General features: G+C 61.1%; 9 protein-coding genes. 8 read left to right on the top strand and 1 reads right to left on the bottom strand.

Annotated features, from left to right (window positions below):
* Positions 1-7: 7 nt before the first annotated feature.
* Complete coding sequence (locus ABTV87_RS21075; RefSeq protein WP_007950908.1) at positions 8-1342, bottom strand: TRZ/ATZ family hydrolase; 1335 nt, start codon at positions 1340-1342, stop codon at positions 8-10.
* 108 nt (positions 1343-1450) lie between these two features.
* Between ABTV87_RS21075 and mtnA the strand changes: the two genes are divergently transcribed.
* From mtnA to rpsA, 8 genes are all read left to right on the top strand, one after another.
* The gene (gene mtnA / locus ABTV87_RS21070) at positions 1451-2527 is read left to right on the top strand and encodes an S-methyl-5-thioribose-1-phosphate isomerase (protein WP_433898297.1); all 1077 of its coding nucleotides are present in this window, start codon (positions 1451-1453) and stop codon (positions 2525-2527) included.
* Between the two features lie 424 nt (positions 2528-2951).
* Positions 2952-5615 (top strand): DNA gyrase subunit A, encoded by a 2664-nt coding sequence (gyrA, locus tag ABTV87_RS21065; protein WP_127799246.1) that lies wholly within the window; start codon positions 2952-2954, stop codon positions 5613-5615.
* A gap of 64 nt (positions 5616-5679) precedes the next feature.
* Positions 5680-6765: a 3-phosphoserine/phosphohydroxythreonine transaminase gene (serC, locus tag ABTV87_RS21060; protein WP_433898296.1), complete on the top strand. Its 1086-nt coding sequence runs from the start codon at positions 5680-5682 to the stop codon at positions 6763-6765.
* A complete protein-coding gene (gene pheA, locus ABTV87_RS21055) occupies positions 6765-7859 on the top strand; it encodes a prephenate dehydratase (protein ID WP_007950913.1) in 1095 nt (364 codons plus the stop codon). The genes serC and pheA overlap by 1 nt, the downstream gene beginning before the upstream one ends.
* Before the next feature lie 12 nt (positions 7860-7871).
* The gene (gene hisC, locus ABTV87_RS21050) at positions 7872-8984 is read left to right on the top strand and encodes a histidinol-phosphate transaminase (protein ID WP_433898295.1); all 1113 of its coding nucleotides are present in this window, start codon (positions 7872-7874) and stop codon (positions 8982-8984) included.
* 28 nt (positions 8985-9012) lie between these two features.
* Entirely contained in the window at positions 9013-11220 is a 2208-nt protein-coding gene (locus tag ABTV87_RS21045) for a bifunctional prephenate dehydrogenase/3-phosphoshikimate 1-carboxyvinyltransferase (protein WP_256578491.1), read from the top strand.
* On the top strand, positions 11217-11906 hold the full coding sequence (cmk, locus tag ABTV87_RS21040) for a (d)CMP kinase (protein ID WP_007950916.1): 690 nt from the start codon (positions 11217-11219) through the stop codon (positions 11904-11906). The genes ABTV87_RS21045 and cmk overlap by 4 nt, the downstream gene beginning before the upstream one ends.
* A 120-nt stretch (positions 11907-12026) precedes the next feature.
* A complete protein-coding gene (gene rpsA, locus ABTV87_RS21035) occupies positions 12027-13712 on the top strand; it encodes a 30S ribosomal protein S1 (RefSeq protein ID WP_007950918.1) in 1686 nt (561 codons plus the stop codon).
* The last annotated feature ends 77 nt before the right edge of the window (positions 13713-13789 follow it).

Genomic DNA, 13789 nt, shown 5'->3' with positions numbered 1-13789 from the left:
GGGGTGTTTACGATTCGGTGTGGCCGCTGATGCGTCGGCCCCAGGCCCGGGCGGTTTCGCCGAGCTGTTGTTCGTCCAGTCGGGTCAGACGGCGGTCGTCGAGCAACTGCTTGCCGGCGACCCACAGGTGTTTCACGCAGTCCCGGCCGGTGGCGTATATAAGCTGCGAGACCGGGTCATAGACCGGTTGTTGCGCGAGGCCGGACAGGTCGAAGGCGACGATGTCTGCGGCCTTGCCGAGCTCCAGCGAGCCGGTCTCGGCTTCGATCCCCAGGGCTCGCGCGCCGTTCAGCGTGGCCATGCGCAGCGCCCGGTGGGCGTCCAGCGCGGTGGCCGAGCCGGCGACGGCCTTGGCCAGCAGCGCAGCGGTGCGGGTTTCGCCCAGCAGGTCCAGGTCATTGTTGCTCGCGGCGCCATCAGTGCCGACCGCCACGTTGACGCCGGCCTGCCACAGGCGCTCCACCGGGCAGAAGCCGCTGGCCAGTTTCAGGTTCGACTCCGGGCAGTGGATCACGCTGGTGTTGCTTTCTACCAGCAACGCCAGGTCGTCATCGCTGATCTGGGTCATGTGCACGGCCTGGAAGCGCGGGCCCAGCAGACCGAGGCGACCGAGGCGGGCCAGCGGGCGTTCGCCGCGCTGTTCGACCGCTTGCTGCACTTCGAACGCGGTTTCGTGGACGTGCATGTGGATCGACGCATCCAGCTCTTCGGCGATCACGCGGATTTTTTCCAGGTTCTCGTCGCCCACGGTGTAGGGTGCATGGGGGCCGAAAGTGATCTTGATGCGCTCGTGATGCTTCAGGTCGCCGAACAGTTCGACGCCCTGACGAATGGCTTCATCGGCGCTGGCGGCACCCGGAATCGGGAAGTCGAGGATCGGAATCGCGATCTGTGCACGGATTCCGCTGTTGTGTACGCGCTCGCTGGCAACCTTCGGGAAAAAGTACATGTCCGAGAAACAGGTGATGCCACCTTTTATCTGCTCGGCGATGGCCAGATCGGTGCCGTCACGCACAAAATCTTCATCGACCCATTTGCCCTCGGCCGGCCAGATGTGGTTTTCCAGCCAGGTCATCAGTGGCAGATCGTCGGCCAGGCCGCGGAACAGCGTCATCGCGGCGTGGCCGTGGGCGTTGATCAGGCCGGGGCTGAGCAGCACGTCCGGCAATTCGCGGACTTCGGCGGCGTTACACTTCAGCGCTTCGGCACGCGGGCCGATAAACACGATGCGACCGTCGCGGATGCCCAGGCCATGCTCCTTGAGCACAACGCCTGCGGGTTCGACGGGTACCAGCCAGGTCGGCAGCAATAATAAGTCGAGCGCAATGGCAGGTTTCGGCATCGAGGGTCGGTTCCAGTGCTTTTGTAAAGGATGGCGAAGTATACCCGAGCGTCTTCGCGGGGGGATCGCTATAATCGGCGGCTTTTGTTCATGAGTGCGGGGTGAGGGATGCGCGATCGACTGTTGGCTGCGGAGAAAGTAAAGGCCATCGATTGGCGTGATGGCGCGCTCCACCTGCTGGATCAGCGCGTTTTGCCGTTCGAGGAAAACTGGATCGCCTACACCAGCGCCGCCGGCGTGGCCGAGGCAATTCGTTCGATGGTGGTGCGCGGTGCGCCGGCCATCGGTATCAGTGCGGCCTACGGCATCGTGCTGGCGGCCCGTGCCCGGATTGTCGAAGGTGGCGACTGGTATGCGGCGCTGGAAGAGGATTTCATGTTGCTGGCCGATTCCCGGCCGACCGCGGTGAACCTGTTCTGGGCGTTGAACCGCATGCACGACCGGCTGGACCGTTTGAAGGAAAACGCCGATCCGCTGGCGGCGCTGGAAGCTGAAGCCATCGCGATTCATGAAAGCGATCGCGAAGCCAACCTGACCATGGCCCAGCTCGGCGTCGACCTGATCCGCAAGCATCAGGGCAATGCCCAGGCGATTCTCACTCACTGCAACACCGGCGCCCTGGCCACCGGCGGTTTCGGTACGGCGCTCGGAGTCATTCGCGCGGCGTTCATCGAAGGCATGGTCGAACGTGTTTACGCCGATGAGACCCGGCCGTGGCTGCAAGGCTCGCGCCTGACCGCGTGGGAACTGGCCAACGAAGGCATTCCGGTGACCCTGAACGCTGACTCCGCCGCTGCGCACATCATGAAAACCAAAGGTGTGACCTGGGTGATCGTCGGCGCCGACCGGATCACCGCCAATGGCGACGTGGCGAACAAGATCGGCACCTATCAACTGGCGGTCAACGCCATGCACCACGGCGTGCGTTTCATGGTGGTGGCACCGAGTTCGACCATCGACATGAATTTGGCCAGCGGTGATGACATTCCGATCGAAGAGCGCGACGGCGCCGAGTTGCTGGAGGTTGGCGGCAAGCGCGTCGGGGCTGACGTTGAAGCGTTCAACCCGGTGTTTGACGTAACCCCGGCAGATCTGATCGATGCGATCGTCACCGAAAAAGGCATCGTCGAGCGCCCGGACACCGCGAAGATGGCGCAGTTGATGTGCCGCAAGCGCTTGCATTGATTGGCTTGATGTCCGCGTTGTCCTCTTCGCGAGCAGGCTCGCTCCCACAGGTTTTGTGATCGCCACAGAACCTTGTGGGAGCGAGCCTGCTCGCGATGGGGCCTTGAAAGTCAATAAACATCCGCAATTTCGTCCCGAAATTTGCATTCAGGGAAGCTCTGAGCCTCTCTCGTCCCCGTTAAGCCTGTCATCGGTCATCTAACTATGCTCCATGCGCATCTGGGGGATAGGTGCGTGGCGGCTCTTGTGATAACATCCGGCGTTTTCCGAGGCAGTCCCACGGGGTTGTCTTCACTGCGCAAATCCAGGGTCAACTTGTCGATTTGTCGTAAGTCGGCGCATGGCACTCGGCCTGCATCGACGAGCTTCGTGCGTCCCCTATGGATATGGCGAAGTTTCACCAGAAAAAGGAATCAGGCTTCTCATGGGCGAACTGGCCAAAGAAATCCTCCCGGTCAATATCGAAGACGAGCTGAAACAGTCCTATCTCGACTACGCGATGAGCGTGATCGTCGGCCGTGCACTGCCGGATGCGCGCGATGGCTTGAAGCCCGTGCACCGTCGCGTGCTGTTCGCGATGAGCGAGCTGGGCAACGACTTCAACAAGCCGTACAAGAAATCTGCCCGTGTCGTCGGTGACGTGATCGGTAAGTATCACCCGCACGGTGATACCGCGGTGTACGACACCATCGTCCGCATGGCGCAGCCTTTCTCCCTGCGTTACCTGCTGGTCGACGGCCAGGGCAACTTCGGTTCGGTGGACGGCGACAACGCCGCGGCCATGCGATACACCGAAGTGCGCATGACCAAGCTGGCGCACGAGCTGCTGGCCGACCTGCACAAGGAAACCGTGGACTGGGTGCCGAACTACGACGGCACCGAACTGATCCCGGCGGTCATGCCGACCCGCGTTCCGAACCTGCTGGTCAACGGTTCCAGCGGTATCGCCGTGGGCATGGCGACCAACATTCCGCCGCACAACCTCGGTGAAGTCATCGACGGTTGCCTGGCCCTCATCGACAACCCCGAGCTGACCGTCGATGAGCTGATGCAATACATTCCCGGTCCGGACTTCCCGACCGCCGCGATCATCAACGGTCGCGCCGGCATCATCGAAGCCTACCGCACCGGCCGTGGCCGCATTTACATGCGCGCCCGCTCGATCATCGAAGACATCGACAAGGTCGGTGGTCGTCAGCAGATCGTCATCACCGAACTCCCTTACCAGCTGAACAAGGCGCGTCTGATCGAGAAGATCGCCGAGCTGGTAAAAGAGAAGAAACTCGAAGGCATCACCGAACTGCGCGACGAGTCCGACAAGGACGGTATGCGCGTCGTGATCGAGCTGCGTCGCGGCGAAGTGCCTGAGGTTATCCTCAACAACCTCTACGCCCAGACCCAGTTGCAATCGGTATTCGGCATCAACATCGTTGCGCTGATCGACGGCCGTCCGCGGATCCTGAACCTCAAGGACCTGCTGGAAGCCTTCGTCCGTCACCGTCGCGAAGTGGTTACCCGCCGTACCGTGTTCGAACTGCGCAAGGCGCGCGAGCGTGGTCACATCCTCGAAGGTCAGGCCGTTGCACTGTCGAACATCGACCCGGTCATTGCCCTGATCAAGGCTTCGCCGACGCCGTCGGAAGCCAAGGAAGCGCTGGTCAGCACGCCGTGGGAATCCTCGGCTGTGGTGGCGATGGTGGAGCGTGCCGGTGCCGATTCGTGCCGTCCGGAAAACCTCGATCCGCAATACGGTCTGCGCGACGGCAAGTACTTCCTGTCGCCAGAGCAGGCGCAAGCCATTCTGGAACTGCGTCTGCACCGTCTGACCGGTCTGGAACACGAAAAGCTGCTGGCCGAGTATCAAGAGATCCTCAACCAGATCGGCGAGCTGATCCGCATCCTCAACAGCGCCGTGCGCCTGATGGAAGTGATCCGCGAAGAGCTGGAAGTGATCCGCGCCGAATACGGCGACGTGCGCCGCACCGAAATCCTCGATGCCCGTCTCGACCTGACCCTGGGTGACATGATCCCGGAAGAAGAGCGCGTCGTGACCATCTCCCACGGTGGCTATGCCAAGACCCAGCCGCTGGCTGCATACCAGGCTCAGCGTCGTGGCGGTAAAGGCAAATCGGCTACCGGCGTGAAGGATGAGGACTACATCGCTCACCTGCTGGTCGCCAACAGCCACACCACGCTGCTGCTGTTCTCCAGCAAGGGCAAGGTGTACTGGCTGAAGACCTACGAAATTCCGGAAGCGTCCCGTGCCGCCCGTGGTCGTCCGCTGGTCAACCTGCTGCCGCTGGATGACGGTGAATACATCACCACCATGCTGCCGGTCGAGGAATACACCGAAGGTCACTACATCTTCATGGCCACCGCCAACGGCACCGTGAAGAAGACCCCGCTGGAATCCTTCAGCCGTCAGCGCAGCGTCGGTCTGATCGCGCTGGAGCTGGACGAAGGCGACGTGCTGATCTCCGCGGCCATCACCGATGGCGAGCGTGAAGTGATGCTGTTCTCCGACGGCGGCAAGGTCACCCGCTTCAAGGAATCCGACGTTCGTGCCATGGGCCGTACCGCCCGTGGTGTGCGCGGCATGCGTCTGCCGGAAGGGCAGAAGCTGATTTCGATGCTGATCCCGGAAGAGGGCAGCCAGATTCTTACTGCTTCCGAGCGTGGTTATGGCAAACGTACCGCGATCACCGAGTTCCCTGAGTACAAGCGTGGCGGCCAGGGCGTGATCGCCATGGTCAGCAACGAGCGTAACGGCCGTCTGGTCGGTGCGGTTCAGGTGCTCGACGGCGAGGAGATCATGCTGATTTCCGACCAGGGCACGCTGGTGCGTACCCGTGTCGACGAAGTTTCCAGTCTGGGTCGTAACACCCAGGGCGTGACCCTGATCAAGCTTGCCAAGGATGAAACCCTGGTCGGTCTGGAGCGGGTTCAGGAGCCGTCGGAAGTCGAGGGTGAAGAGTTCGAAGGTGAAGAAGGTGTCGAGCTGGAAGAAGGCGTGATCGGCGCCGAACCGGACGATGCGGTCGACAACCTGCAGGCGGACGCCGCAGACGAAGAAGAGTCGCAAGACTAACCAAATCGTAGCAGGGCAGAGTGTTTGCTCTGTCCGCTACCGTGATTGCATAGCGAGAGTGGATGTGAGCAAACGAGCCTATAACTTCTGCGCAGGTCCCGCTGCGCTGCCTGAAGCTGTCCTGTTGCGTGCCCAGTCCGAGATGCTCGACTGGCACGGCAAGGGTCTGTCGGTCATGGAAATGAGCCATCGCAGCGATGACTACGTGGCCATTGCCGAGAAGGCTGAGCAAGACCTGCGCGACCTGCTGTCCATCCCCTCCAATTACAAAGTACTGTTCCTGCAGGGCGGTGCGAGCCAACAGTTCGCCGAGATTCCGCTGAACCTGCTGCCCGAGAACGGTACTGCCGACTATGTCGAAACCGGCATCTGGTCGAAGAAAGCCATCGAGGAAGGGCGTCGCTTCGGCAACATCAACGTTGCTGCCAGCGCCAAGCCTTATGACTACCTGGCCATCCCCGGCCAGAACGAATGGAAGCTGACCCCGGGTGCGGCCTATCTGCACTACGCGTCCAACGAAACCATCGGCGGCCTGCAGTTCGACTGGGTTCCCGAAGCCGGTGACGTTCCACTGGTGGTCGACATGTCCTCCGATATCCTCTCGCGTCCGATCGATGTGTCGCAGTACGGCCTGATCTACGCCGGCGCGCAGAAGAATATCGGCCCGAGCGGTCTGGTGGTAGTGATCGTTCGTGAAGACCTGTTGGGCCGCGCCCGCAGTTCGTGCCCGACCATGCTCGACTACAAGATCTCGGCCGATAACGGTTCGATGTACAACACTCCGGCCACCTATTCCTGGTACCTCTCGGGCTTGGTCTTCGAGTGGCTGAAGGAGCAGGGCGGTGTCGCCGCGATGGAGCAGCGCAACAAGGCGAAAAAAGATCGCCTGTACGGCTTCATCGACAACAGCGATTTCTACACTAACCCGATCAGCGTCAACGCCCGATCGTGGATGAACGTGCCGTTCCGTCTGGCTGACGAGCGTCTGGACAAGGCTTTCCTGGCCGGCGCCGACGCTCGCGGTCTGCTCAACCTCAAGGGCCATCGTTCGGTTGGGGGCATGCGTGCCTCTATCTACAACGCCCTGGGTCTGGACGCCGTCGAGGCGCTGGTCGGCTACATGGCTGAATTCGAGAAGGAGCATTCCTGATGTCCGAGCAGGAGCTCAAGGCGCTGCGGGTTCGCATCGATAACCTGGATGAGAAGATCCTCCAGCTGATCAGTGATCGCGCGCGCTGCGCCGAAGAAGTTGCCCGGGTCAAGATGGCCAGTCTGGCCGAAGGCGAGCAGCCGGTGTTCTACCGTCCGGAGCGTGAGGCGCAGGTCCTCAAGCGCGTGATGGAGCGCAACAAGGGGCCGCTGGGCAACGAAGAGATGGCGCGCTTGTTCCGCGAAATCATGTCTTCGTGCCTGGCCCTCGAGAACCCGCTGAAAGTGGCTTATCTCGGTCCGGAAGGCACTTTCACCCAAGCGGCGGCCATGAAGCACTTCGGTCACGCGGTGATCAGCAAGCCGATGGCGGCGATCGACGAAGTGTTCCGTGAAGTGGCAGCCGGTGCGGTGAATTTTGGCGTGGTGCCGGTGGAGAATTCCACCGAAGGCGCGGTTAATCACACCCTCGACAGCTTCCTCGAGCACGACATGGTGATCTGCGGCGAAGTCGAGCTGCGCATTCACCACCATCTGCTGGTCGGTGAGAACACCAAGACCGACAGCATCAGCCGCATCTATTCCCACGCCCAGTCGCTGGCCCAGTGCCGCAAATGGCTGGACGCCCATTACCCGAATGTCGAGCGCGTGGCGGTGTCCAGCAACGCCGAAGCGGCCAAGCGGGTCAAGGGTGAGTGGAATTCGGCAGCGATCGCCGGTGACATGGCGGCCGGGCTGTATGGCCTGACGCGTCTGGCCGAGAAGATCGAGGATCGTCCGGACAACTCCACGCGCTTCCTGATGATCGGTAATCAGGAAGTGCCGCCGACCGGCGACGACAAGACCTCGATCATCGTATCCATGAGCAACAAGCCCGGCGCGCTTCATGAGCTGCTGGTGCCGTTCCATGACAACGGGATCGACCTGACCCGGATCGAAACCCGTCCGTCGCGCAGCGGCAAATGGACCTACGTGTTCTTCATCGACTTCGTTGGTCATCACCGTGATCCGCTGATCAAGGGTGTGCTGGAAAAGATCAGTCAGGAAGCAGTAGCACTCAAGGTGCTGGGTTCCTACCCGAAAGCAGTTCTTTAAGGGGTGGTAGCAATGAGTGGCAACTTCCTCGCTCTGGCACAGCCGGGCGTGCAACAACTTTCGCCATACGTGCCGGGCAAGCCCGTGGACGAACTGGCGCGCGAGCTGAACCTGGATCCGGCAAGCATCGTCAAGCTGGCGAGCAACGAAAACCCGTTGGGCGCGAGCCCGAAAGCGCTGGCCGCAATCCGCGAAGCGCTGGAAGAGCTGACCCGTTATCCGGACGGCAACGGTTTTGCCCTGAAATCCCTGCTGGCCGAGCAGTGCCGTGTCGAGCTGAACCAGGTGACCCTGGGCAACGGCTCCAACGACATTCTCGAACTGGTGGCGCGCGCCTATCTGGCGCCGGGCCTGAATGCGGTGTTCAGCGAGCACGCGTTCGCGGTGTACCCGATCGCGACCCAGGCGGTCGGCGCTCAGGCCAAGGTCGTTCCGGCCAAGGATTGGGGTCATGACCTGCCGGCGATGCTGGCGGCCATCGACGCCAACACCCGTGTCGTGTTCATCGCCAACCCGAACAACCCGACCGGCACCTGGTTCGGCGCCGAAGCGCTGGACGAGTTCCTGCAGGACGTGCCGGAGCATGTGCTGGTTGTTCTGGACGAGGCTTACATCGAATACGCCGAAGGCAGCGATCTGCCGGACGGTCTGGATTTCCTCGCGGCTTATCCGAACCTGCTGGTCTCGCGCACGTTCTCCAAGGCCTACGGTCTGGCGGCGCTGCGCGTTGGTTACGGCTTGTCCACCCCGGTGGTGGCGGACGTGCTGAACCGTGTACGCCAGCCGTTCAACGTCAACAGCCTGGCCTTGGCCGCGGCATGTGCGGCGCTGAAGGACGAGGAATATCTGGCGCAGAGCCGTCAGCTCAATGAATCCGGCATGCAACAGCTGGAAGCGGGTTTCCGCGAGCTGGGCCTGAGCTGGATTCCGTCCAAGGGCAACTTTATCTGTGTCGATCTCGGTCAGGTGGCGGCTCCGGTGTTCCAGGGTCTGCTGCGCGAAGGCGTGATCGTGCGTCCGGTGGCCAACTACGGCATGCCGAACCATCTGCGGGTGACCATCGGTCTGCCGGCGGAAAACAGCCGCTTCCTCGAAGCGCTGCGCAAGGTTCTGGCTCGTGGGTGATGTCACTGCGCTGCAATCTGCTGCACCTATGATCGGGCGCCTGGTGGTGGTCGGTCTGGGGTTGATCGGTGGTTCGTTTGCCAAAGGCTTGCGTGAAAGCGGCGTGTGTCGCGAAGTGGTCGGGGTCGATCTCGACCCGCAATCGCGCAAGCTGGCGGTCGAGTTGGGCGTGGTGGATCGCTGCGAAGACGACCTGGTGGCGGCTTGCCAGGGCGCGGACGTGGTCCAGTTGGCGGTGCCGATCCTGGCCATGGAAAAAGTGCTGGCCCGTCTGGCCAGCATGGATCTGGGGCAGGCGATCCTCACGGATGTCGGCAGCGCCAAGGGCAATGTGGTGCGTGCGGCGACCGAAGCGTTCGGTGGCATGCCGGCGCGTTTCGTGCCGGGCCATCCGATTGCCGGCTCCGAGCAGAGCGGGGTGGAAGCCTCCAACTCAGAGCTGTTCCGCCGTCATAAAGTGATTCTGACCCCGCTGGAGCAGACCGATCCGGCTGCCCTGGCGGTGGTTGATCGTTTATGGCGCGAGCTGGGCGCCGATGTAGAGCACATGCAGGTCGAGCGTCACGATGAAGTGCTGGCCGCGACCAGTCATCTGCCGCACCTGCTGGCCTTCGGTCTGGTCGATTCGCTGGCCAAGCGCAATGAAAACCTTGAGATCTTCCGTTACGCTGCGGGCGGTTTCCGTGATTTCACAAGAATCGCCGGAAGCGACCCGGTCATGTGGCATGACATCTTTCTCGCCAATCGCGAGGCTGTCCTGCGCACACTCGATACATTTCGCAGCGACCTCGACGCCTTGCGCGACGCGGTCGATGCAGGGGATGGGCACCAATTGTTGGGCGTCTTCACGCGCGCCCGGGTTGCCCGCGAGCATTTCAGTAAAATCCTGGCCCGCAGGGCCTATGTGGACGCTATGAATTCCAACGATCTGATTTTCCTGGCTCAACCTGGTGGCCGCCTGTCCGGTCGGATTCGCGTACCGGGTGACAAATCGATTTCCCACCGTTCGATCATGCTCGGTTCCCTGGCTGAAGGCGTCACCGAAGTCGAAGGCTTCCTCGAGGGCGAAGACGCCCTGGCGACCTTGCAGGCGTTCCGCGACATGGGCGTGGTCATCGAAGGCCCGCATCACGGCCGCGTGACCATCCACGGTGTCGGCCTGCACGGTCTGAAGCCTGCGCCGGGCCCGATCTATCTGGGCAACTCCGGCACTTCGATGCGCCTGCTGTCCGGCCTGCTGGCCGCGCAGGACTTCGACAGTACCCTGACCGGCGATGCGTCGCTGTCCAAGCGTCCGATGAATCGCGTCGCCAACCCGCTGCGGGAAATGGGCGCCGTGATCGAAACCGCTGCCGAAGGTCGTCCACCGATGACCATCCGTGGCGGTCACAAGCTCAAAGGCCTGACCTACACCATGCCGATGGCCAGTGCCCAGGTTAAGTCCTGCCTGCTGCTGGCGGGTCTGTACGCCGAAGGCAAGACCACCGTCACCGAGCCGGCCCCGACTCGTGACCACACCGAGCGCATGCTGCGCGGCTTCGGCTACCCGGTGAGCGTCAATGGTGCCACGGCATCGGTTGAGTCCGGCGGCAAGCTGGCTGCGACCCACATCGAAGTGCCGGGCGACATCTCGTCTTCGGCATTCTTCCTGGTGGCCGCGTCGATCGCCGAAGGTTCGGAGCTGGTGCTCGAACACGTCGGCATCAACCCGACCCGTACCGGCGTGATCGACATTCTGCGCCTGATGGGCGCAGACATCACTCTGGAAAACCAGCGTGAAGTGGGCGGCGAACCGGTTGCCGACCTGCGCGTGCGAGCGGCTAAACTCAAGGGTATCGAGATTCCGGAAGCGCTGGTTCCATTGGCCATCGATGAATTCCCGGTGCTGTTCGTGGCCGCGGCCTGTGCCGAAGGGCGCACCGTGCTGACCGGCGCCGAAGAATTGCGGGTCAAGGAGTCGGACCGTATCCAGGTCATGGCGGACGGTCTGCTGGCGCTGGGCGTCAAATGTGAACCGACTCCGGACGGCATCATCATCGACGGCGGCCAGATCGGCGGCGGCGAAGTGCATGGTCATGGCGATCACCGCATCGCGATGGCTTTCAGCGTGGCCTCGCTGCGCGCCACGGCACCGATCCGCATCCATGACTGCGCCAATGTCGCGACATCGTTCCCGAACTTCCTGGCGCTGTGCGCACAGGTCGGCATTCGTGTGGCGCAAGAGGCTCAGTCGTGAACAACATTGCACCGGTCATCACCATCGATGGGCCAAGCGGCTCGGGCAAAGGCACCGTAGCCGGGATTCTGGCCAAGCGTCTGGGCTGGAACCTGCTGGATTCCGGTGCGCTGTATCGCCTTTTGGCGTTTGCTGCGCACAACCATGGTGTCGACCTGACCAATGAAGAGCTGCTGAAGAAACTGGCCGCTCATCTGGATGTGCAGTTCATCGCGGCGACCGACGGTCAACTGCAACGCATCATTCTGGAAGGTGACGAAGTCAGCGATGTCATCCGTACTGAAAGCGTCGGTTCCGGCGCTTCTCAGGTGGCTGCATTGCCGGCCGTGCGCGAGGCGCTGCTGCAGCGCCAGCGTGCTTTCCAGGAAACCCCGGGCCTGGTGGCCGATGGTCGGGACATGGGCACGGTGGTTTTTCCGAATGCGCCCCTGAAGATTTTCCTCACCGCCAGTGCCGAGGAGCGGGCTCGCCGTCGATATTTGCAGTTGAAGGGCAAAGTCGAGGGTGTTAGTCTGTCGAGTCTGCTAGATGAGATCCGTGCGCGCGACGAGCGTGATACCCAGCGAGCGGTGGCCCCGCTCAAGCCGGCGGCTGACGCCATACAGCTGGATTCCACGGAGTTGTCCATCGATCAGGTGCTGGAACGCATCATGAGCGAGATCGCCATTCGCGATATCGCCGGGTGACCAGGAAGGCCGCAGGGGACCAGTCATAGTCCTGCGGTGGCTTCCTTTAAATGAAACTGACCCGCATCGTCTGGGATGTGGAGACGGGCGTATTTTTCGCCCTAATCAACAGGAATTAAAATGAGCGAAAGCTTTGCGGAACTCTTTGAAGAAAGCCTAAAGACCCTGAACCTTCAGGCAGGCTCCATCATCACCGGTGTTATCGTTGATATCGATTACCAAGCTCGCTGGGTAACCGTTCACGCTGGCCTGAAGTCCGAAGCACTGATCCCTCTGGAGCAGTTCTACAACGACGCTGGCGAACTGAACATCAACGTCGGTGACGAAGTTCACGTTGCTCTGGACTCGGTTGAAGACGGTTTCGGTGAAACCAAGCTGTCCCGTGAAAAAGCCAAGCGCGCTGAATGCTGGATCGTTCTGGAAGCAGCCTTCGCAGCTGAGGAAGTGGTCAAGGGCGTTATCAACGGTAAGGTTAAAGGCGGCTTCACTGTCGACGTTAACGGCATCCGTGCGTTCCTGCCAGGTTCCCTGGTTGACGTCCGTCCAGTGCGCGACACCACGCACCTGGAAGGCAAAGAGCTGGAATTCAAGGTCATCAAGCTGGACCAGAAGCGCAACAACGTTGTCGTTTCCCGTCGCAGCGTCCTGGAAGCCGAGAACTCCGCCGAGCGTGAAGCTCTGCTGGAATCCCTGCAGGAAGGCCAGCAAGTCAAAGGTATCGTCAAAAACCTCACCGATTACGGCGCATTCGTCGATCTGGGTGGCGTGGACGGCCTGCTGCACATCACCGACATGGCGTGGAAGCGTATCAAGCACCCTTCCGAAATCGTCAATGTTGGCGACGAGATCGACGTCAAGGTTCTGAAATACGATCGCGAGCGCAATCGTGTCTCTCTGGGCCTGAAGCAACTGGGCGAAGATCCATGGGTTGCTATCAAAGCCCGTTACCCAGAAAGCACTCGCGTTACCGCCCGTGTAACCAACCTGACCGACTACGGCTGCTTCGCTGAGCTGGAAGAAGGCGTTGAAGGTCTGGTACACGTTTCGGAAATGGACTGGACCAACAAGAACATCCACCCTTCGAAAGTCGTACAAGTCGGCGACGAAGTGGAAGTCATGGTTCTGGACATCGACGAAGAGCGTCGTCGTATCTCCCTGGGCATCAAGCAGTGCAAGTCGAACCCATGGGAAGACTTCTCTGGCCAGTTCAACAAGGGCGACAAGATCTCCGGCACCATCAAGTCGATCACCGATTTCGGTATCTTCATTGGTCTGGACGGCGGCATCGACGGTCTGGTTCACCTGTCCGACATCTCCTGGAACGAAGTGGGCGAAGAAGCCGTACGTCGTTTCAAGAAGGGCGACGAGCTGGACACCGTTATCCTGTCGGTTGACCCGGAGCGTGAGCGTATCTCCCTGGGTATCAAGCAACTGGAAAGCGATCCGTTCTCCGAGTACGTCTCGGTTAACGACAAAGGCGCAATCGTTACTGGCACCGTGAAAGAAGTTGACGCCAAAGGCGCCATCATCGTTCTGGCCGACGATATCGAAGCGACTCTGAAAGCCTCCGAAATCAGCCGTGACCGCGTTGAAGACGCGCGCAACGTTCTGAAAGAAGGCCAGCAAGTAGAAGCCAAGATCATCAGCGTTGATCGTAAGAGCCGCGTAATTCAGCTGTCGATCAAATCGAAAGACGATGCTGAAGAGAAAGAAGCCATCCAGAGCCTGAAAGCAGCTCCGGAAGGCGAAGCAGCTGACACCACTATGGCGGCACTGCTGCGTCAAGCAATGGCCAAACAGAACTGAGTTCTGTCTGATCATTAAAAAAGGGCGACTTCGGTCGCCCTTTTTTGTGCCTGCGATTTGGTGGGGCATCGCTCGCT

The organism is Pseudomonas sp. PSE1(2024), assembly GCF_050990555.1.
GTDB lineage: Bacteria > Pseudomonadota > Gammaproteobacteria > Pseudomonadales > Pseudomonadaceae > Aquipseudomonas > Aquipseudomonas aphyarum.
This window is presented reverse-complemented; position numbering and strand designations above follow the sequence as displayed.

What these genes read in the sequence shown, in the direction of transcription:
- ABTV87_RS21045 (WP_256578491.1), top strand. Translation starts at nt 9,013, where the DNA reads ATGATCGGGCGCCTGGTGGTGGTCGGTCTGGGGTTGATCGGTGGTTCG.
- ABTV87_RS21075 (WP_007950908.1), bottom strand. Translation starts at nt 1,342, where the DNA reads ATGCCGAAACCTGCCATTGCGCTCGACTTATTATTGCTGCCGACCTGG.
- pheA (WP_007950913.1), top strand. Translation starts at nt 6,765, where the DNA reads ATGTCCGAGCAGGAGCTCAAGGCGCTGCGGGTTCGCATCGATAACCTG.
- gyrA (WP_127799246.1), top strand. Translation starts at nt 2,952, where the DNA reads ATGGGCGAACTGGCCAAAGAAATCCTCCCGGTCAATATCGAAGACGAG.
- mtnA (WP_433898297.1), top strand. Translation starts at nt 1,451, where the DNA reads ATGCGCGATCGACTGTTGGCTGCGGAGAAAGTAAAGGCCATCGATTGG.
- rpsA (WP_007950918.1), top strand. Translation starts at nt 12,027, where the DNA reads ATGAGCGAAAGCTTTGCGGAACTCTTTGAAGAAAGCCTAAAGACCCTG.
- hisC (WP_433898295.1), top strand. Translation starts at nt 7,872, where the DNA reads ATGAGTGGCAACTTCCTCGCTCTGGCACAGCCGGGCGTGCAACAACTT.